The sequence below is a fragment of the Caballeronia sp. LP006 genome, assembly GCF_031450995.1.
Lineage (GTDB): Bacteria > Pseudomonadota > Gammaproteobacteria > Burkholderiales > Burkholderiaceae > Caballeronia.
The window spans coordinates 802,747-823,644 of sequence record NZ_JARTVW010000003.1 but is presented as its reverse complement, the minus strand read 5'-3'; the positions used below and the strand labels follow the sequence as shown (position 1 = coordinate 823,644).

The window sequence follows — 20,898 nt, the reverse complement described above, 5'->3', positions numbered from 1 at the left end:
TTGTTCCGGTGATGGCGCGGCTCTAATCTGCGCCATGGTTCGACGCAACGTCGGACCCGGAGACAGGACCACGACAATGATTCGAGATAGCTTGAAAGGCGTGCGCGTCCTCGACTTTTCGCATGTGCTGGCGGGACCGGTCTGTTCGATGACGCTCGCCGACCTCGGCGCGCACGTCGTCAAGATCGAGCCGCCTGGCGGCGAAATCGGCAGGCAGATAGGGCCGCCATGGCAGAACGGCGTGAGCCCGACGTTCATGAGCGTCAATCGCGGCAAGTTCAGCCTTGCCATCGATCTCAAGACCGACGCCGGGCGGCGGACCGTCGCGACCATGGCGCGCCGCGCGGACGTGCTCGTCGAGAATTTTCGGCCGGGCGTCATGGCGTCGCTGGGCCTCGACTACGAGGCGCTGCGCGCCGCCAATCCGAAACTCGTCTATTGCTCGATCTCGGCATTCGGTCAACGCGGCGAGAACACGAAGCGGCCCGGCGTCGATGGCGTGATACAGGCCGTGAGCGGACTCATGAGCACGCTCGGGACGGCGCACGGCGATCCGCTGAAAGTGCCGGTGCCGGTAGCCGACATGATGGGCGGCTATCTCGCCACGATCGCCGTGCTGGGCGCGTTGCACACGGCGCGCTTGAACGGAACGGGGCAACACCTGGACGTGAGCCTCTACAACGCAACGCTGATGCTGCAGCAGATCAGCTTCGCGGCGTTCTTTGCGTCAGGAGCGGACCCGGAGAAAGTCGGCAGCGCGGCGCCGTATGCGTGCCCAAACGAAGCCTTCCGCACCCGCGACGGATGGATGATGGTCGTGGCCTACCATCCCGGCCGCTGGAGTGCGTTGTGCGAGTTGCTCGATGCGCCCGGCCTCGAAGCGGATGCGCGTTTCGCCACCAACGACGCCCGCGTGCGTCACCGTGCCGAACTTCACACGATTCTGGACGCGCATTTCGCCCGGCGGAGCACGGGCGAGTGGATCGACCTGCTCTCGGCTAGAGATATTCTCTGCGCGCCCGTCACCACGTATCGCGAGGTCATCGAGACGACGGAGTATCGCGAGAGCTGCATTGCCCGCACGGTCGAGCATCCGGTCGCGGGCCGTATGCAGAGCCACGGCTTCGCGCTCGGGCCATCCGATTCAGCCCCGCCCGACGAGACGCCCGCTCCGACGACGGGTCAGCATACGCTCGACATGCTGGGGTTTTACGGCATCGAGGAAGAGGAAATCGCCGCGTTGCTGAGCGCCGGCGTGATACGCGCGAGCGCGGCGCATGCCGGTACGACGTAGGCGCGCGGCGTCGGACAAGAACGCATTTACCTCAGGAGACAGACCATGCAGGACATGGAACGCGGCGATGCGCCGCTCGTGCGCTACACAGTCGACGAAGGCGTGATGACCGTCACGCTCGATGGCGCCGCGAATGGCAACGCCCTCACGGTGGCAATGACCGAAGCGTTATCGGACGTGCTCGAAACCGTCGATCGCAGGGCCGATGTGCACTGCCTGCTGCTGCGATCGTCGTCGAAGCATTTCTGCACGGGCGGAAACGTCAAGGACATGCACAGCGGCAAGGATCTAATGGACGGCGGCGTCGAGCAAGTGCGTGAACGCCTGCGTACGAGTCTGCACCGGATCACGCGCGCGCTCGGCGAAATGGAGGTGCCGTCGATCTGTGCGGTGAACGGCGCGGCGGTCGGCGCAGGCTGCGACCTGGCGCTGATGTGCGATATCCGGGTCGCCGGCGCGCGCGCGGTCTTCGCCGAGAGCTTCCTTCGACTCGGCCTGGTTTCCGGTATCGGCGGCGCGTGGTTTCTGTCACGCATCGTGGGACCTGCGAAGGCGCTCGAACTGACGCTGACCAGCGAATTCATCGATGCCGACGAGGCCAGGCGGCTCGGTATCGTCGCGAACGTCTATCCCGACGACATGCTGGATAGCGAAGCGCTCGCGCTTGCGCGGCGCATTGCCGGCAGTCCGCCGCTCGCGCTGCGTATGTCGAAGAAGCTGGTGCGCGAGTCGTCGCACTGTACGTTGCCCGCCGCGCTCGAATTGGCGGCGAACATGCAGGCCATCTTGCTGTGCGGGAACGAGCACAAGCAGGCGGTGTCGGCATTCATCGAGCAGCAGGCCCGACGAAAGGCGCCGCGCGGCGAAGGCGGCGCCGCCTGACATGACCAACTGGAGGAGAGACACATGAACAAAGAATCAGGCAAGGTGCATGGTCGGCCCGGCATGTTGCGCATAATCGTGACGTCCAGTCTCGGAACGATGCTCGAGTATTACGACTTCTTCGTCTACGTCGCGCTGACGGCGACGCTCACGCATCTGTTCCTCCCTTCCACGGACAAGTCCGTCGCGGCGCTGGCAGGCGTTGCCACGTTCGGCATCGCGTATGTGGCCCGCCCGCTGGGCACCGTGATCTTCAGTCCGATGGCCGACCGCATTGGCCGCAAGAAGACCTTCGTCATCACGCTCGCGATCATGGGAATTGCCACCGTCGGCATCGGTTGTTTGCCTACCTATGCATCTGCTGGCATTGCCGCGCCCATCGCGCTGCTCACATTGCGCATCGTGCAGGGCGTCGCGCTCGGCGGCGAGTATGGTTCGGCTGTCGTGTACGTCATGGAGCATGCGCCGGAAGGACGCAAGGGCATGGCGACCAGCGTCTTGCAGAGCACGGCGAGCATCGGTTTGCTACTTGCGCTCGTCGTTGTCTCGGCCCTGAAGCTTTCGCTCGATACGGCCAGCTTCGAATCGTGGGGATGGCGGGCGCCGTTTTTGATCTCCGCGCCGATCGTGGCCGTCGCCACGTGGATACGGCTCGGCATGACGGAGACGCCGGTATTCACGGAGATGCGCGACGCAGGCCGGCTGTCGAAGCGGCCCTTGCAGGAGACACTGTCGAGCAGAACGTCCTGGAAAGCCATTCTGGTGGCGATGTTCGGCGCGCAAGGCGGCACCTCGGTGTCGCTGTACACCTCGATCGTCTACATGCTTTATTTCTTGCAGAACGTCCTCAAAGTCGAACCGACACAGGCCAACGTGTGTCTCGGCGCCGGCATCTTGATCGCCGCGCCGCTCTATCCGGTGTTCGGCCGATTGTCGGATCTCGTCGGGCGCGCGCGCGTGATGCTGATCGGCATCGTCATGTGGATCGCGGCTGTCTATCCGGCGTTTGCGGGCATCAGGGCCAGCGCGGCGTCGTCGCAGTGGATCTCCGTCTCGCTGCTGATCGCCGTACTCGCCGTGCTGACCGCGATGATCATGGCGCCACTGCCTGCGTTCGTCGCCGAGTGTTTTCCTCCGCAGAGCCGCACGACCGGGTTCGGCCTTGCACAACAACTCGGCAACGTGGTGTTCGGCGGGTTTCTGCCTTTGATCAGCCTCGCGCTCGTCAATCTGACCGGCAACCCGCTTGCGGGCGTCGGCTATTCGATCGCTTCGCTCCTGCCCTGTCTCGCTGTGACATGGATCTGGGGCCTAAGGCAGGACGCGCGGATGAGAGCCGTGCGCGGCAACGACATGCCGGCGCATGCCAATGCGAAGACGCTGACCACGCGCTGAGCCGGACACGGCGGTGGCTCACATCGGCGCGGTTTCGAAGTGCTTCGGCGCCTGTGCGCTCGATTCGCCAACCGCGGGCAAATTTCTCGACGCGAGCTGGCAGCGCAACGGAACGCGTCGCCAAGCTTCGCGCCGGTAGCTGGCCCGGAATCTGCGCTGCCTTTTCGGTGTCGCGAACTTGAGCGGCCAAGTCGAACCAACCGTTGAGACAATCCATGACCGATCCCCGTAACGTCGCGCACGACAAAAAAGTGCAGCAGGAAAAGAAACATCACGGCGAAGACATCGCGCCGGACGCGGAACACGCGCCGCAGCCCGGAAAGAAGCCGCATATGAAGCACGAGGAAACGAAGGACGAGGCCTCATCCACGGACGATGCTGGCAATTAAGTGGTACCGCACGTCCTTGACGTGCGGTACCACTAGGTTCAGATCAACCGAAGCACGATTCGCTGAAGGAGCGCTTGCAGATCGCGTCGCGTGTCGCAGACGAGATGGATGTACAGAACGCCTTCGCGCACCTGATAGACAATTCGGTTCTTGCCGGAAATGACTTGCCGGAAAGTGTCGTCGACGAAACCTTCGAGTTCAACCGGAATATGGCCGCTCTCGGGGAACTGGCGGATTTGCCTGATCGTCTCCTGCAAGTGCGCAGAGGTCTGGCGCCACGTTTCCCAGCCGAAAGTACGGACGATATAACTTCTCAGTTCCTCGATGCCGATTCGGGCTGTCGGCAACACCCGGTACTTCAACAGCACCGGCATCAACGAAGCCTTTCCTCGCGGTCCAATCCGTCGAGTTCCGAAAAGAATGCATCGCCTTCGACATAATCCTCGCGTTCGATCTGCTTTTGACCGATTGCCAGAATCTTCAACATGGCGAGTGTCTGCTGGGCGGCTTCGTAAGTTCGCACATCCTGCACAACGAGCTTTGCTTCGCCGTTCTGCGTGATGATTAGCGGCTCGCCCGACTCGGCGAGGTCCTTGACGATTTGTGCCGCTTCGCTCTTTAAATAGCTGATCGGCTTCACATGATCGGCAATGTGCATCGAATACTCCGTTCTACAGGTTGAACGAGACTAAATATAGACCAATTTCAGTCTGGTGACAACGGCCGTTGCTGCTACAACTACGGCGAGTGCGCGCGGTAACCTTGTGGCGGCTGCCGTTTCATGCACGCCTCGATCCAAGGCAGAACGCGGGTTTTCCCCGGGCCACATCACGCGCAAATTGATTGGATTTCTAATTAAGGCGGAGCTATCGTGCGTCAGTCCAATGCAGTATTGCTCGCGTTCGGATCTAAAAAACGGCTTCGCTGATAAAACCAAACATCCAGGAGACAAATACATGGAGCAATCCACCACGGCGCCGCATGTCCCGGAATCCGACCTTGGCGATGCTGAGAGCATGGCATCGAATGACCAGGCTTCACCGAGAGTGCGGCGAATTCAGCGTACCGCCCTTGCTTTGCTGCTCCTGAGCGGAGTCATCAATTACATCGACCGCGCGACGCTGTCCATTGCGAATCCGCTCATCCGGCAGGATCTCGGCCTTTCGGTCGGGGAAATGGGTTTGTTGCTGTCGGCGTTTCTATGGGCTTATGCCTTTGCGCAACTCCCGGCGGGTGCGCTGGTCGATCGCTTCGGTGCGCGTGTCATGCTTTCTGTAAGCCTTGCGATGTGGTCGATAGCGCAAGCGTTCGGCGGCGTCGTGACCAGTTTCGCTCAGTTCTTCACGGCGCGCATGGTGCTCGGCATAGGCGAGGCGCCGCAGTTTCCGACGAGCGCCAAAGTCGTTCGTGACTGGTTCGGCAAGAAAGAGCGCGGTGCCGCCACCGGCATCTGGAACAGCTCGTCGACGCTCGGCACCGCCATATCGGCGCCCTTGCTCACGGTCGTCATGTTGACTGTCGGATGGCGATGGATGTTCGGCATCATGGGTATCGCGGGCCTCGTCGTGGCGCTGTGCTTCTACCTCGTGCATCGCGACCCGCGTCAGGTCGACCTGACGCATCGGGAGCGCGCCTATCTGACCGATGTCGATGGCGAAGTGCAGACCCGCCCGACGTGGCGCGAGTGGCGCCGTCTGTTGGAGTTCGGAACGACGTGGGGCATGCTGCTGGGTTTCTTCGGCACGATCTACGTCTTGTGGCTTTACAACGCATGGCTGCCGACGTACCTGCAAATGGAATTTCATCTCACCATCTCAAAGTCGGGATGGGTGGCGGCCGTTCCGTATCTCTTCGGCGTGGTGGGTAGTTTGTCCGGCGGAAAGATCTGCGACGTGCTCGCGCGGCGCGGCGTATCGGCGGTCAACAGCCGGAAATACCCGATGGCCGCATCGCTTTTCGGTGTCTGCGTCTTCACGATTCTAACGGGCCTCACGCACAGCGCGACGCTGGCCGTCGTGTTCATCTCCATCTCGATGTTGCTTCTGTATGTATCGAGCAGTGCAGCCTGGGCGACGGCGTCCGTTGCCGCGCCCGCCAACTGCACCGCGTCGATCGGCGCGATGCAGAACTTCGGCGGCTACTTCGGCGGGGCGCTGGCGCCGGTGGTCACGGGCTTCATCGTGCAAAAGACGCATTCGTTCCAGCCCGCGCTGTTCGTGGGAGCGGGCGTTGCCGCTGTTGCGGTGATCGGCTATTGGTTGCTCGTACGCGGCCCGATTCCGCCTGCCGCGCTCAGTCACGAAGCGTAAAAGCGTAGAAGCAGGACAACGATAGCGAGGGCCCGGGCCGCTCGCTATCGTTCGTTCAGTCATGCGGCCGCCAGCGAACGTATGAACGTGGCTTGCGTGCCGCCAGCGTCACACTCGTTGCCTCATCCAGCACGCGATGCTCATGCGATCGCGCGTCGCGGGCAGTACCTCGTGTTCGAAGTGTGCCGAGAGAAACAACAGCAGCGTCCCGGCGCGTGGAAAGACGTCGTGATGTGTCTGATCGGCAAGGTAGAGCCGCAGTGCGCCGCCTTCGACGTCCTGCCACGCTTCGTTGAGATAGAACACGGCGGAAATCACGCGGCTATCGTTATTGCGCAGGCAATCGAGATGGCGTGTGTAGCCTGTACCTGGCCGATACACCGCGTAGTGTGATTCGCTATCGACCAGGCCTAGAAACAGTTCGCGGTTGAGCGCCATTTGCAGCGCTTCGATGCGATCGGCGAACGTCTGCTGCCGCGGACTCAACGCATCGGGCTGGAACCAGCGCGTACTGTCGCCGCGCAAGAGCGTGGCCGCGCGTTTGGCACCCACACGGGCGGGTGTCAGCAACTGAGCTGCATACATCGCCATGCATTCGGTCGCCAATGCCTGTGTCTGGGGCTGTGTCAGAAAATCTGGCACGACACACCAGCCATTGACGGCGAGGGCGCTTGTCGCAGTATCGAATTCGCCGGATCGGGAATTCGTCGAGACGTCGGTTACGTTGTCACATGCGGCTTCGCATATCCAATCACTATTCGAAGATTGGATTTGCGCTTCAGTCAGGGGGTGTTCCAGAGATGCCCTTTTTTATTTGTTCTTGCGCTGGCGGCTCGAAAGAGCAATCGCTCCGGCTTGCTACCGGTTGTTCGAGACCATCTAGCGTCGATGGTCGCGTCGAACGCGGACATCGACACACGCCGGACCCAGCGGAACAAGCCGCGTCGAGGCAGCCGATCTGTCGAGATCACGGCGCAGTCTACACGAGTGAGACCGATTCGACCGTTGCTGCACGAGCGAAGTTCTTGCGGACGTCCTATACGTAGCGTCGACATTTTGAGTGGGACACATTCGGCACTAAGCGCGCGACGGACGATGGTTGCGGCGGTCACGTCGCGCTTTGCGGTATCTGCCCGCTTACTACGTCTTCGATCGCACGAGCGAGCGATCGAGAAAATCGATCAAGAGTGGCGCCATCTCGTCGAGCTTGTCTTCCAGCGCGAAGTGTCCCGTGTCGAGAATGTGTATTTGCGCATCCGGAAGATCCCGCAGATAAGGATGCGCGCCTTCTTCCGGGAAGATCTTGTCGTTCTTGCCCCACACGATGATGGTCGGCGGCCGACGCTCACGGAAGAACGCCTGAAACTCAGGATAGAGCGGCACGTTCGTCCCATAGTCCAGAAAGAGGTCCATCTGGATTTCGCGGTTGCCGGGCCGGTCGAGCAGCGCCTGATCGTGAATCCAGTTATCCGGGCTGATTCTCGATACATCCGAAACGCCGTCCGTGTATTGAAAAATCGTCGTGTCCAGCGTCACGAGACTGTGCAGCGCTTCGCGATTCTTGACCGAATTGTCTGCCCAATACGCTTTGATCGGGTTCCAGAATTCACGCAGCCCTTCGACATACGCGTTGCCGTTCTGAACGATGAGCCCCGTCACCCGCGCCGGGTCCATGAGCGCGAGGCGGTATCCCACCGGCGCGCCATAGTCCATCACGTACATTGCAAAGCGGTCGATGCCAAGACGCTTGAGCAACGCATCGACGATTTCAGCGTAATGCTGAAAGCCGTACTTGAAGACGGTGTGATCGGGCGCATCGCTCTGACCGAAGCCCGGGTAATCGGGCGCGACTACGTGATACTTTTCGGCCAGGATGGGAATGAGATTGCGGAACATATGCGAGGACGTGGGAAAGCCGTGCAACAGCAGCACCACGGGGGCTTCCGAAGGCCCCGCTTCTCTGTAGAACACGTTGAGCCCATCGATATTCTCGGACTGGTATCGAATGACAGGAATCGCGGTCATGGTGTATCCCGAACAAGGAGTGGTTATGGCGCCGCGTCCCGGCGAGCACTTGTTTGGCTCGGAACCGGTCTGCAGCGGCTTGAAGCCATACTGCAGCGTTTGCGCTTCTTGCGGAATCACCCCGGCGCAGAATGCACTGTTCGGGTTAGGAGAAGAATAAACGGGGCGGCTGAAGGCGGACGCCGGCGGCCGCCGCGCCACGACCACCATCACGGATGTGCCGTGTGCTTTGTCGCACGGCGTATTCGGTTACACCAAGCGTAACGGCTGGCTTCCGACTGTTCAGCGCGGCGCGAAGGGATTGATAGGCCGAACGCTGTCGACGTTCTTCACACGTTCGAGCATTTGTACTCTTTCCCAACCGGAAACCAGTGCCTCCAGCCCTCGCACGACATCGGCTTCCATGGCCTGCAGTCCCACGTCGCCTCTAAAACTGGCGCTGAAGGCGGCATGCCACCGGTATTGGAAGTACCCCGAGACTTCTTCGATGCGCTCGGGCGTCCCTGACTCCGTAAAAATCACGGATTCAGGCGAAAACACGTCGTAGAAGACCATGTGCGGTTGGTCGGACTGCACCGCGACGCTGGGTTCATCGCAAACGAGCAATGACGCGAGCAACTGAATAGAGCCCTTCAAACCTCTTGGCGTCTTGAAGACCCAGATCCGCTTGGGCAGCCGCTGGGAGAGCGTGACCAGTTTGGCGCTGCTGGAGCCAATCGAACCAACCAGCCCGTTCTTGACGTTCTGCTCGAAACTTGGCGCGTGATAAAAGATATCCATGTGCTGCTAATAGCCTCTTTGTTTGCGACTTCCAATGCTGTTTCGTCCCGACGATTCGTGCGACGCAGGCGCGCAAGAACGACGATCGAAGCCAGTTACTCAGATGCACGCGCGGGAGCGCGCCTATTCGATTTCTTTGTCGCAAGGAACACTCACCGGCCTCGAGTATTCGATGCTCTTGCAAGACGTGCGGTTCACGAAAGTCGACACGGGTCGGATGACATCCGACCAACCACGCCCGACCACGCGGCTCGCTAGTGAGTTAACAAGGGCGCAGCGCGCCGCGTCCCACGACGTGCCGCCAAGAACGCGAGCCAACACACTACCGCGCCAAGCACGGCGACCGCTGCGCCGAACATTCCGATCCAGGCTAGCCCGACATCGCGCGCGACGAACTTTCCGACCAGCGCGCCGGCTCCGATGCCTATATTGTACAGAGCGGAAAACATCGAGATGGCTATGTCCGCCGCATCCGGAGCCAGTCGCAGCACGTGTGCCTGCATGGCAAGCCCGAAGCAGATGATCGCCACGCCCCAGAACAGCAAGAGCATCGACAGCGTGCCGACGTACTGTCCGCAAGGCCAAAGCAACAGCAAGCAAGCGGCAAGGGCACACAAGGTCCACAACAGGAACCGGCGCGGGCGGTTGGCGTAAAAGCGGCTGAAGCAGACCGCGGCCGGAACGCCCGCGGCACCGAACAGCATCAGCAGAAATGTCACTTCGATATTGCTCGCGCCTGTCACGGCGCGAGCAAACGGTTCGAGATAAGTGTAGGAAGTGAAGTGCGCGCAGACCGTAAGAACCGTCACCGCGAAGAGCGCAACCAGCACGGGTGTCTTGAGGAGCTTTGGCAGACTGTTCAACGAACCTGAACCCTGGCTATCGAGTTTTGGCAACGTCAACCATAACGCGCCCATGCCGAGCACCGCTGCGCCTGCGATGATCTGGAAGGTCGCGCGCCATCCGAAGGTATCGCCTATCGCTCGTCCGATGGGGACACCGGCCACCATGGCGACCGATGTTCCGATCGATATCATCGCGAGTGCACGGCGCTCTCCGTCCGGTGGAACCAGGCGCACGACGAGCGGGATGGAGATCGACCAAAAGACGGCATGCGCAAACGCAATGCCGATTCTACCCAGTACGAATATCTCGAAGTTCGGCGCTAGTCCAGTCACGATATGACTGAGTATGAACACGATAAAGACGCGCATCAGCAGGGTGCGGCGTTCTACTTCGCGGACGAACAAGGTCAACGGTAATGACGCGACGGACACCGTCCATGCGTAAATGGTCATCACCACGCCGACGTCGGTCGGACGCATGTCCAGGCTGTTACCGATTGCGGTAAGCAAACCGACGGGCACGAATTCGGTGGTATTGAAGATGAACGCCGCGAAAGTCAGCGCCATGACACCCCACCAAGGGCGCTTGAAAAACGATAGATGGTGCGTGAGCATCAGGGAACTCGAGGACGAGGGGCGTCGTCGCGTAACGTTGCCTCGCGACGACGCAATCATAACAACACCGTTGCTCGCGGTATGACACGACGTGCCGTGCCATGCGGGAATGTTCCCTCGATGTGCTCGCGTTGCTGCACTTGCCTTGCAAACGCTAAGCGGCCTAAAACCGCTCCGCCCGGAACGGATGCGGGTCCACGAACGGATCTTCGCCCGTCATCAACTCGGCGATGAGCCGTCCGGTAACGGGGCCGAGTGTCAACCCGTGATGAGCGTGCCCGAAGGCGAACCAGAGCTTCTCATGATTCGGTGCGCGGCCGATGACAGGCATCATGTCGGGCGTGCAAGGCCGGTGTCCGATCCAGGGCGCCTCGTCGAGACGTTCGCCGATTGGAAACGTCTGACGGGCGAAGGGTTCCACGGCCTCGAGTTGCACAGGCGTTTTCGGTGAGTCACGAAGGCCTAGCTCGACGCCGGTCGTCAATCTGATGCCACGAACCATCGGCGTGATGACGTAACCGATTTCCGCATCGAGAACGGGCTGATTCAACGTTGCTCCAGGCTTCGCCGCATAGTGCATGTGGTAGCCGCGCTTTACTTCGAGCGGCAACGCGTAACCCAGCTTCGTCGTGACGTCATTGGCCCACGGTCCCAAGGCAACGACGACCTGGTCCGCGGTGACCACACCCGACTCGGTGGTGACCCGCCACCCGGACTCGAGTGTCGACGCGTCGCCAATGAAGAAAGTGCCGCCGAGCTTTTCGAATAATTTCGCGTAAGCGCCGACGAGCCCCGATGGATCGCTCACGGACTCTGCCGACGAGTACCGGATTGCATATCTGAGCGCGGGACCAAGAGAGGGTTCCGCTGCCTGTAAAGCGCCGTCGGCGAGAACGTCGAACGGGATGCCATAGGCGTCCTGCCAATGCGACGCCTCCGCCATGGCCGCTTCGAACGCTTTTGAAGTTCGGAAAGCGTTTATCCAGCCTTGCGTTCGCACTAAAGATTGCGCTCCGGCCGCTTCGATCAACTCGCGATGCTCCGAGACGCTGTGCTCGATGAGGGTCGAGTAAGCCTTCGCAATCTTTGCGTGACGGTCGGCGCGCGAATGATGCCAATAACGATAAAGAAACGGCACCAGCTTAGGCATTGCCGCCGCATGAAATCGAACGTCCGTGGCGCGATTGCTCGCATACCTGGCAATCTTGGCGAGGTCACGAGGGAAAGCATAGGGATAAACGCCCTCGCGCTGAATTATTCCTGCATTGCCGAGTGAGGTTTCATTGCCTGGAGGCTTGCGATCGATCAGTGCAACGGCGAGTCCACGGCGCTGCAAATGAATCGCTATCGACGTTCCGACAATACCCCCGCCCAATACGACTGCATCGAAGTCCATGCGTCTTCCTTGTGGTCAATCCATCTTGCCGTCCGGACGCCGGCCATACCCGCGTGCTGAACTGCCGGACTGTATTCTATTTCCAAGGCTCCCAGCCATTGCAGCTCCAGATTTCCGCACGTCCGGAAGCGAAGCAGCGGATGCCGTTGGTGGGAGTTCCCGGAGAAGCGTGTTTTCTTACCGACCGCTCATACGGTCTGCGCACGTCTGTTCATGCAGTCTTGCCATTCGTTGTGAGGTAAGCTCGTCTCGCGGACAACGGGACCGTCTACGTTGGCGGGCTCGCCACGTGCGACCAGGCATCCACTGCATATTCCGGATCATCTCTCATTCTAATGTCGCCTAGCAGAACCATGAAAATGCTGCGTCAGGTCGGCGAGTTTCTCAAGCGAGCTACGCAAGCGTTCATGCTCGTCTGGAGCACGTCACCGCTATTTCTCAGTGGGCTTCTCGTCGCGACCATCGTTGCCGGCGTGCTTCCCGCGGCGGCCGCGGTCATTGGGCAGCGTATCGTCGACGCGGTCGTCACGGCCTCTCATGAACCAGCGCATCGCTTAAATTGGCCGGTCGTTCGCTATCTTCTCCTCGAAGCATTGGTGCTCATCGCGCTTGCGGCGAGTCAGCGGTCGTTGTCCTTGCTGCAGGCGCTACTCCGCGCGCAACTCGGGCAGAAGGTCAACCTGCTTATATTGGAGAAGGCTCAAAAATTGAGTCTCGTTCAATTCGAGGATTCAGAGTTCTACGACCGCCTTGTAAGAGTACGGCGAGACGCGTCTTCGCGGCCGTTGTCGCTCGTGATGAAGTCGCTCGGTCTGGTACAAAACCTTATCTCCGTCACGACTTTCGCGGTGTTGCTCGTGAGGTTTTCGCCATGGGCGCTTGTCATTCTGGTCGTCGGTGCCATTCCGAGCTTTATTTCCGAAGCGCGATTCTCGGGTAGCGCCTTCCGGCTCTTTGGGCGAAGGACGCCCGAAAGCAGACAGCAGAATTACATCGAGTCTCTGCTCTCGAGTGAAGCGAACATCAAGGAAGTCAAGCTGTTTGGCTTTGCCCCGCTTCTTCTGCAGCGCTATCGCGACACCTTCGAGAAGCTCTATGCCGAAGACCGCGCACTCACGCTGCGACGAGACGGTTGGGGCTTTCTGCTCGGCGTGGTCGGCACCATCGCGTTCTATGCGGCTTATGGATGGATTGTCCTTGAGACGGTGAGCGGGGCCATCTCGCTGGGGCAGATGACGATGTACCTCGTGCTGTTCAGGCAAGGTCAGAGTGCGGTGAGCAGCAGCCTGTCCTCGATTGGCGGGCTTTACGAGGATGGTCTCTACCTGAGCGACTTGTTCGAGTTCCTCGCGCAGCCCGAAAACGTGAGCTCCGGTCATCTGACTCAAGGAACGCATCCGGGACAAGGTCTGCAGTTCGAGCGGGTGTCGTTCGCTTATCCGGGTGCCGAGCGCCCGGCACTGACCGACATCAGCTTCGATTTGAAGCCCGGGCAGACACTTGCTTTGGTAGGCGAGAACGGCTCGGGCAAGACCACGCTCATCAAGCTTCTCACGCGCCTTTACACGCCGTCCGCCGGTCGTATCCTTCTCGATGGTTCGGACCTCCAGGAGTGGGACGAATACACACTGCGCCGCCGGATCGGTGTCATTTTCCAGGACTTCATTCGTTACCAGTTTAAGGCTGGCGAGAACTTGGGCGTCGGCGATATCGAAGCCTTCTCGGACAGGACCCGATGGAGCGAAGCGGCACAGAAGGGCATGGCTGCCGCGTTCATCGAGCAGATGGAGAACGGATACGAGACTCAACTCGGACGCTGGTTTGCGGGTGGTCGAGAACTCTCGGGCGGGCAGTGGCAGAAGATTGCGCTGTCAAGGGCCTATATGCGGGAAAGCGCGGATATCCTGATTCTCGACGAGCCGACCGCCGCCCTCGACCCCGAAGCCGAGGCTGGGGTGTTCGAGCAGTTTCAGGCGCAGTCAGGGCAGCGGATGTCCATTCTGATTTCACATCGTTTTTCGAGCGTGCGAGGAGCCGACCAAATCATCGTGCTGGACCAGGGGCGGATACTGGAAAGCGGAAGCCATCGACAACTACTCGCGCTGAATGGACGTTATGCGCACCTGTTCGGCCTACAGGCGCAGGGGTACAAATAAAGGTGCCCATACATCGCGGTCGTTGTACGGGCGTTCTTCGCTGCAACCCATCTCGGCGCGCTCGATTGCTCAGACCGTGCTCGCGCGATGGCGCCGAAATTGCGCAGCCGATAACCACAAGGCCGAGATAAGGAAGTAGGCCGCACCGACGCCCGCGTAACCGGCTATCTTCGAAATTGCAAGCGTAAGAGGTGCGGGTGTAAGCGCCAGAAAGAAGCATCCTGCAAGTGCCGATTGCGCGCCGCTAAGAACCATGGCCCATTGCGCGCCGAAGCGCTTCCATCGACGTAACGCGGTGGCGAGTTGAAGCAGCCCGGACAAGATGGCCCAGACGCCGACGACGCCGAGGACCCATGCCGTATTCGTTTTGAGCGCAATGATCACGGCGGCGGTCGTGGCCGCGCTGATCGCAACGTTGATCGCCTGCGTGCGATTGCCGGTCTTCCCGCCGCTTCGCGACATGTCGATATAGTTCGCGAGCGCATCCCATGCCGGGTAGATGACCAGCAAAACCGCCGCGCCGGCCACGGAGTGCAATCCGACCACGAAGGCCAGCGCCACCCATACGATCGAAACCGCCGCGCGGGTGAAATAGTAGTTCTTGAGCCAGCGCTCTGCGTTGGCGAGCGTTTTTTCTGGCAGTGAGTAGTCGGACATGGTGACTCCTTGCAATGACTGGTTGGCGCTTCACGATGACCGAGATCTTTGCACCTCGCGCGTGCACTGTGCATCGGTCAAATGACCGAGGCTATGGGAAATCGATGTCGCGTATAGTGGGCGCATTTCCGTGCAAAACTCCCGTGGTCATCCCATGACTGATCAGGAAGCCAGCCAGTCTCCCTTGCTCGTGTTCGATTGTGTGAAGGCGCTCGCCTTCATCGGTGACTTGAGCATGGGGCAGCCAACCGACCACTCGCCTCGTACGGCGTGGCTCGCCTCGCGTCTGGCGAGTGCGGCCGGTCTTGCGATCACGAATGCCGACGTAGTGCGCGAGGCGGCGTTGCTGCGCTGGTCCGGTTGCACGGCAAATGCGTCGGGCTTCGCGCAGGTTTTCGGTGACGATGTAGCGTTTCGCCAGGCCATGCTCGAGGATCATCCGGATTGGGTGGAACCGCTCGAAGCGCTCGGCGACGCTGGCGCGGCGCTCACGCCGCTTGCCGTGACCCATTGCGAGGTCGCGGGAGAAGTGGCGCGCATGCTCGGACTCGCGCGCGCGACCGAAACGGCGTTGCGGCACATCTTCGAGACGTGGGACGGTCGCGGCTTGCCTTCGCATCTCACGCACGAAGCGGTTCCCGTGCCTGTGTCCATCGTCTCGCTAGCGGGCGATCTGGAAATCTACAGCCGCGTGTATGGCGTGGACGGGGCGCTCGCTAAAATCGCGAAGCGCGCCGACATGCGCTATCCGGCAGTGCTTGTAGGATATGCGAAGCGCCATGCGGTGCATTGGCTGAAGGAGTTGGATTGCCTGACGCCCGCCGAAGTCGATGCGGTTCTTTCAACCGCGCACATGCGGCAGACCACTTCGCCGGAGTTGATTGCAGACGTCATCGACCTCAAACTTCCGTGGATGACGGGCTTCTCGCGCGCGGTTGCATCGACGGCACTGGCGGCGTGCGCCCGGCTCACCTCGAGCGATGAATCGCGCGCCCGGGTCTATCACGCCGGGTTGATCCACGGCATTGGCCGCGCGTCGGTGCCTAACGCGGTGTGGAATCAACCGGAGCGTTTGAGCGAAAGCGCGTGGGAAAAGGTGCGTCTGGTGCCGTACTGGACGTCGCGTGCGGGACGTCTGGCGGGCGCGATAGGTGAAGCGGCGGAGGTCGCATCGTATGCCTATGAACGCCTCGACGGCTCGGGCTATTTTCGCGGCGTGCGCGATCAGGCGCTTGGGTTGGAAGCGCGCGTGCTGGCCGCGTCTGTTGCGTGGGTGGCGCTTCGTTCCCTGCGTCCGTGGCGAGCGGCGCTTTCACCCAACGAGGCCGCACAGAGAATGCTCAACGAAGTCGCTAAAGGCCGCTTCGATGCCAATGCGGTCGATGCGCTGCTCACCGACGCCGACGCTCCCGTAAGACATCAGGTAAGCGATGCTCCGTCGCGTGCGCTGCTCTCCGTGCGAGAGATCGACGTCTTGAAAGCGATCTCACGCGGCGCGAGTAACAAGGAAGCCGCACGCGAACTCGTCTTGAGTCCAAGCACGGTGCGCACACACGTAGAGAATATTTTTCGCAAACTAGAATGCTCGACACGCGCGGCGGCAACGCTCAAGGCATCGGCAATGGGCTGGCTTTGAAGCGCGCATGTCTGGCGAGCGTGCACGCTTCGTATCGAAATCAGTTCTGGATTGCCTGAACCGAGCCGCCATCCACCCGAACGTTGCTGCCGTTGATGAACGACGCACGATCCGAAACCAGCAAAGCGATGGCCGCCGCGACTTCCTCGGGCTGACCTCGTCTCTTTTGAACGATTCCCGGCCGTTCCTCGTCGAGAAAACTCTTGACCGCCTCGTCGAAGGACACGCCCATTTGCTTGGCGCGTTTTTCCATCATGCCGTTCGTCATGCCGGTTTCGATGAATGCAGGCGAGACGGTATTGCACAGCACGCCTTGTGCAGCCTCTTTGTAGGACAGATTTTTGATGAATGCAGCAAGCGCGGCCTTGGCAACGTTGTACACCGCCTCTTCCCAGTAAGGCTGCACCGCGTTCTCGGACGTGATGCAAACGAAGCGCCCCCAGCCTTTCGCACGCATGGGCGGAGTGGCCGCACGAGCCACACGTACAGCCGAAAAAAAGTCGGTCGCCCAAGCTTCCTCGTAGTCTGCATCCGCCAGTTCGAGCGGATCGCCTTTTGCGCCGGTAACGCCAGCCGTATGAACCACGATATCGATCTGCCCGAACCGTTCCGTGCCTCGCTTGACGAGATCGTCTACCTCTTGTTGCCTGGTCATATCGGCCGCAATCAACAAGCTGGATTGCGCGAGCGCGCCGCTTTCCTTTTCGAGCTTTTGTTGATCCACGTCCGACAGCACCAGATGCACGCCTTCCTCACTCAATTGTTTTGCAACCGCGAGACCAATGCCGCCGCTCGCGCCGGTGATGAGCGCCACGCGCCCCCTGATTCCCAAGTCCATGGATTCCCCTTAGTTGATTGATTCCGCAACCACGCAAGTCGTCGTGGCTAAAGCGCCTTTGCGAATTTCAGCATCTCCTGTGCCAAGATCCGCGGCGTCTGCAAGGGCATGAGGTGGCCTGCGCCATCGATCACGCTCACGTTGCCATTCGGAAAATGCTTCAATGTTGTCATGCGTTGCTCGTCCGGACCGGGCACTTGCTTATCGTCCGCGCCGCAAACGAGCAACGCCGGATAATCGAGCGTACCGATGCGATCGCTCCAATCCTCCTTGCTGCCGCCATCCACCCATGCGCGCCAGGCAACGAGATCGACGCGTTGGGCATCGTGGATTGCGACTTCGCGAACATCATCCGGCAAGCGGTGTGCGCTCGATTCATCCACGAACGCTTCCGCTTCCGGCCGAGTCTTGCCATACGCTCGTTGCTGTTCCCGGTCCTGCTCGCTCATGGGTTGCGGTCCGGGAGGCGAGGGCGCGACGAGGATCAAGCCTGCCAAATAGTCCGGCTTGCGGGCCGCGAGCACAACCGCGATTTTGCCCGTCATCGAATGACCGACGAGCACGCAACGTTCGAGTTGCAATGCACGGATGGTAGCGTCGATGTGATCGGCCATCTCGCTCACGCTGTAGCCTTCGATATGCGCGGCATCGCCGAAGCCGGGGGTATCGAGCGCGACGCAAAGGTGTTCATGGTCGAGAAAAGGCAAGGTAGGAAACCAAGTACGGTGTGAGCCGCCTAAAAAATGCATGAGCACGAAGGTGACGTCGCCTTGGCCCTGTCTGCTGTAAGGGAGCATGAGTTTCTCTGGATGGTCGGGACCGAGCGCTGAATTCGTTCCTCGATCAGCGCTCCAAGTGAGCGCTTTAGCCAGATTTGTACCCGTGGATCGTCTTTGTTCGTTGGCGGAAAAGCAACTGCATACTCTGACGAATAAAAGAAATGCTGCATCCAACACCCAGGCTTCTACGTATTTGATTTTGCAGCGGCATGTTTGACCCGTCGCGGCTCTATCAAAATCAGACCGACGAATTGAACACGGGTGTCGAGGCTTGTGGTCCTTAAGGAGTTTGAAATGGCAAAGACTGCGTCGCATGTCCAGGTTTCGTGCGTGTTGGCTTCACTCGTTTCCGCGCTGGTGTCCATGCCCGCGCTGGCGGGCGGAAACGGTAACGGCGGGAGCGGCAGCGGTGGTGCTCATGGCGCGGCTACGTCCGAAAGGACCTACCACAGCGAACCAGTGTCGAGTCCGTGGAACAGAGATCCGGGAGATGTGAACCGAACCTATGAGCCGGGCAACAAAGCTTCGTCGCAAGCCATGCCGCAGAGTTCGGACATGTCGTCGGGTGCCGTCAAGTAGTTTGCTTGAGGCGAACGCGTCGTAGCGGTTTTTATCGTCAGGCCCGACGGTCGTGAGCGACACTGCGGGCCTGGCTGCAGATTCAAGTTCGATTCATCTATCGCAGATGCGGCGAAGTGCCGGCATGCCGCTTCTCAAGCTTTCGCCAGCCTGATGCTGCTCGCGTCGCCAGTGAGATAACCGACAGTCGCGCCGAATCGATCTTTATAATTCGCGCGCAGTAAAGGATCGACGGTCGCCTTGACCTTGTCATGCAGCGGACTCTCCCAGTCGCCCGCATGCTGGAAGTTGCTCATGATGTAGGTCCAGCCGTTGATCTCGTCGACCGCGTGTAATCCGGTGGATTCCGCCGCCGACGGGCACGAAAGCACGCGTGCAAGCGTTTGGGTATCGACGTTATAGGCCCAAAGGAAGTTGTTCACGTGTGTGCTGGAATCTTCGCCGATGAACAACGTGCGCAGCTTCTCCGAGAACTTCAGGTTGTCCGGATTTGCGATCTTGTCGGGGTTCGCGAGGTTGCCGAGCGCGTCGGGCGCAGCCAGGTCCTCGCCGACGAGCGCGGCGGGCGCGGCCATGTCGACCGGCACCCATTCGCTGTCTATCGCCGCGCCCGTCACGTCTTTCTGACCGGCCTTGAGATTGAGCGCGTACACGGCGCCTGCGACGATGGTCTTGTCGACCGCGACATCGCGCGAGGCCGCGTTGCCCTTGACCATCGATTTCTCGACTCGGGACATCGCCGTGTACACGATCTTGTCCTTCGCGTTGACCGTCGTGCCTTCGAGCTTCGTGAATCCCATGCTGCCGCCGATGAGCGCCGCATAGCGGTGCGTTTCCAGATACGCCGCCGCTTTGTCCATGCCCGGCTTGACGCGGACCCAGTTGAACGTGCCGTTGAAATTGATCTTCGTGTAGCTGGCGTCCGCCGGGTCCGCGGTGGCGATGTCCATGATGTCGGCTGCCTTGAGTGATCCGGCGAGTGCTTCGATTTCAGCGCTCGTGGCATTGCCGATGCGAATCCACGAGAGGTTCGCCGATCCCGCGCCCGCCGACGAGGTCTGCGTCCACTTGGCGACGTACAGCGTGCCTGACGAGAGGTCCGCCGCTTTGTCCGCGATGAACATGAACAAGCCGCCGTTGGTCGCGTCGTCGCCCATCATGACGGTGCGTTGGTCCGGCATCACCTGGATCAATTCGTGTGAGATGCGTCCGAGGCAGTAATGCTTTTTGATCGATGCCGTCCCGTCCGGATTCACCGTGACTTCCGGCAAGTGCCCGTAGTGGTAGGGATTGGCGCGCGTCGCGTCGCCATATAGCGCTAGGCTGAAGGCCTTGAACTGCGCGTTTTTCGCGATGCTCGACGCGTCCGGCTCGTACTCCTCGCTCGACAAGTGCGTATTCCAGGGCGAAAGGCTCGCGCCGCACGTGATCCACAGACCGTTTGCTTTCGAGGTGTCTACGTTGTGATATTTCATCAGCGTGAGGTGGCCCGTCGTCGGGTTCTGATCGAGCGTCAATACCGCGATAGGCGAGGGTAACTGGCCGTACTGCGACGCGAGGCTCTGATCCCGCGTGGTGTATTCGAACTGCACCACGGCAAATACGGTTTTGCCCTTGATGCCCGGCACCGTTGCATTGGCAAGCGTGAGCAACGAACTGCCGTCGGGGCAGTCGGAATAGAACTGACGCTCCTTGCCCGGCACCGAGGTATCGATGATCGGCTGGCCGTTGATATCGTAATAACCGCCTGCAAGGATGTTGCCGCCACTGCCGTTCGGCACCATGTCGCCGGTGACGAAGAACGGTTGATAGGCGAGCTTGTACGCTTGCGTGGTGCCGTCCGCGAACGTGACGTTGAGTGACGATTTCACCGTGGTCGTCGCCATCGACGCGGGATCGTTGAGCGTGGGTGCGGCCATCGACGTGAATGCCGCGCTTGCGAACGCCGCGGTGGCAGCCGGGGCCGCATTGGAATCACTGCCGCCGCAGCCGGCGAGCGTCGTGGCGGCGGCGAATCCGCCGAGCGGTAACATCGGCGCCCCCGCAAGAAGTTTAAGCGTGCGGCGGCGGGAAAGATTCGTCCGGTCGGACATGGGAAGTTCCTGTTTTTATCGATGATCGGGGGATCAGGCTGCATAGGTACTCGGCCCGCGTGCAGCGTCGAAAGAGGAATGTAAGGCAGGATGATGAAATGTATATGACAGGAAAATAGAATTATTTAGAAAGCATTGGGTTGTGTTCATGGACGTGTTCGCGAGCATTTTTTGAAAGTGCAGGAGCCACTATCGACAGCAAGATGGCAAGCATGCAGTCGGCGCGCGGC

At 60.4% G+C, this 20,898-nt stretch carries 18 protein-coding genes; 7 read left to right on the top strand and 11 right to left on the bottom strand.

Annotated elements, in window-relative coordinates:
• The first annotated feature begins 76 nt into the window (after positions 1 to 76).
• From P9250_RS08360 to P9250_RS08345, 4 genes are all read left to right on the top strand, one after another.
• Complete coding sequence (locus P9250_RS08360; protein WP_310392341.1) at positions 77 to 1,294, top strand: CoA transferase; 1,218 nt, start codon at positions 77 to 79, stop codon at positions 1,292 to 1,294.
• Positions 1,295 to 1,339: 45 nt separating this feature from the next.
• On the top strand, positions 1,340 to 2,176 hold the full coding sequence (locus tag P9250_RS08355) for an enoyl-CoA hydratase-related protein (RefSeq protein ID WP_310392338.1): 837 nt from the start codon (positions 1,340 to 1,342) through the stop codon (positions 2,174 to 2,176).
• A gap of 24 nt (positions 2,177 to 2,200) precedes the next feature.
• Positions 2,201 to 3,571, top strand: a complete 1,371-nt coding sequence (locus P9250_RS08350) for an MFS transporter (protein WP_310392336.1) — start codon at positions 2,201 to 2,203, stop codon at positions 3,569 to 3,571.
• Between the two features lie 215 nt (positions 3,572 to 3,786).
• On the top strand, positions 3,787 to 3,960 hold the full coding sequence (locus P9250_RS08345; RefSeq protein ID WP_250494715.1) for a hypothetical protein: 174 nt from the start codon (positions 3,787 to 3,789) through the stop codon (positions 3,958 to 3,960).
• A gap of 38 nt (positions 3,961 to 3,998) precedes the next feature.
• Here P9250_RS08345 and P9250_RS08340 read toward each other — a convergent pair whose 3' ends face one another.
• Positions 3,999 to 4,334: a type II toxin-antitoxin system RelE/ParE family toxin gene (locus P9250_RS08340; protein WP_310392333.1), complete on the bottom strand. Its 336-nt coding sequence runs from the start codon at positions 4,332 to 4,334 to the stop codon at positions 3,999 to 4,001.
• Positions 4,334 to 4,618 (bottom strand): type II toxin-antitoxin system Phd/YefM family antitoxin, encoded by a 285-nt coding sequence (locus P9250_RS08335; protein ID WP_244830477.1) that lies wholly within the window; start codon positions 4,616 to 4,618, stop codon positions 4,334 to 4,336. The genes P9250_RS08340 and P9250_RS08335 overlap by 1 nt, the downstream gene beginning before the upstream one ends.
• Positions 4,619 to 4,916: 298 nt before the next feature.
• Between P9250_RS08335 and P9250_RS08330 the strand changes: the two genes are divergently transcribed.
• Entirely contained in the window at positions 4,917 to 6,269 is a 1,353-nt protein-coding gene (locus P9250_RS08330; protein ID WP_250468246.1) for an MFS transporter, read from the top strand.
• Between the two features lie 108 nt (positions 6,270 to 6,377).
• Here P9250_RS08330 and P9250_RS08325 read toward each other — a convergent pair whose 3' ends face one another.
• The 5 genes from P9250_RS08325 to P9250_RS08305 form a co-directional block, all read right to left on the bottom strand.
• A complete protein-coding gene (locus P9250_RS08325; RefSeq protein ID WP_310392330.1) occupies positions 6,378 to 6,860 on the bottom strand; it encodes a 2OG-Fe(II) oxygenase in 483 nt (160 codons plus the stop codon).
• Between the two features lie 549 nt (positions 6,861 to 7,409).
• On the bottom strand, positions 7,410 to 8,294 hold the full coding sequence (locus tag P9250_RS08320) for an alpha/beta hydrolase (RefSeq protein WP_310392328.1): 885 nt from the start codon (positions 8,292 to 8,294) through the stop codon (positions 7,410 to 7,412).
• Positions 8,295 to 8,576: 282 nt separating this feature from the next.
• Complete coding sequence (locus P9250_RS08315) at positions 8,577 to 9,074, bottom strand: hypothetical protein (RefSeq protein WP_250494719.1); 498 nt, start codon at positions 9,072 to 9,074, stop codon at positions 8,577 to 8,579.
• Positions 9,075 to 9,328: 254 nt separating this feature from the next.
• Positions 9,329 to 10,534, bottom strand: coding sequence for a sugar transporter (locus tag P9250_RS08310; protein WP_310392326.1), 1,206 nt, complete (start codon positions 10,532 to 10,534; stop codon positions 9,329 to 9,331).
• Between the two features lie 163 nt (positions 10,535 to 10,697).
• Positions 10,698 to 11,930: an FAD-binding oxidoreductase gene (locus P9250_RS08305; RefSeq protein WP_310392323.1), complete on the bottom strand. Its 1,233-nt coding sequence runs from the start codon at positions 11,928 to 11,930 to the stop codon at positions 10,698 to 10,700.
• A 353-nt stretch (positions 11,931 to 12,283) separates the two neighbouring features.
• On the opposite strand from P9250_RS08305, the gene P9250_RS08300 reads away from it, so the two are divergent.
• A complete protein-coding gene (locus P9250_RS08300) occupies positions 12,284 to 14,086 on the top strand; it encodes an ABC transporter ATP-binding protein (RefSeq protein WP_310392322.1) in 1,803 nt (600 codons plus the stop codon).
• Positions 14,087 to 14,155: 69 nt separating this feature from the next.
• Here the strand turns inward: P9250_RS08300 and P9250_RS08295 are convergent, their stop codons facing one another.
• Complete coding sequence (locus tag P9250_RS08295) at positions 14,156 to 14,743, bottom strand: DUF308 domain-containing protein (protein WP_244830465.1); 588 nt, start codon at positions 14,741 to 14,743, stop codon at positions 14,156 to 14,158.
• A gap of 154 nt (positions 14,744 to 14,897) precedes the next feature.
• Here P9250_RS08295 and P9250_RS08290 point away from each other — a divergent pair, with 154 nt between their 5' ends.
• Positions 14,898 to 16,379: an HD domain-containing phosphohydrolase gene (locus tag P9250_RS08290; RefSeq protein ID WP_310392318.1), complete on the top strand. Its 1,482-nt coding sequence runs from the start codon at positions 14,898 to 14,900 to the stop codon at positions 16,377 to 16,379.
• A 40-nt stretch (positions 16,380 to 16,419) separates the two neighbouring features.
• Here P9250_RS08290 and P9250_RS08285 read toward each other — a convergent pair whose 3' ends face one another.
• From P9250_RS08285 to P9250_RS08275, 3 genes are all read right to left on the bottom strand, one after another.
• Positions 16,420 to 17,217, bottom strand: coding sequence for an SDR family oxidoreductase (locus P9250_RS08285; protein WP_310392316.1), 798 nt, complete (start codon positions 17,215 to 17,217; stop codon positions 16,420 to 16,422).
• A 47-nt stretch (positions 17,218 to 17,264) separates the two neighbouring features.
• Positions 17,265 to 18,311, bottom strand: coding sequence for an alpha/beta hydrolase (locus P9250_RS08280; RefSeq protein WP_310392314.1), 1,047 nt, complete (start codon positions 18,309 to 18,311; stop codon positions 17,265 to 17,267).
• Positions 18,312 to 18,709: 398 nt separating this feature from the next.
• Positions 18,710 to 20,668: an alkaline phosphatase PhoX gene (locus P9250_RS08275; protein WP_310392312.1), complete on the bottom strand. Its 1,959-nt coding sequence runs from the start codon at positions 20,666 to 20,668 to the stop codon at positions 18,710 to 18,712.
• Positions 20,669 to 20,898: the final 230 nt, after the last annotated feature.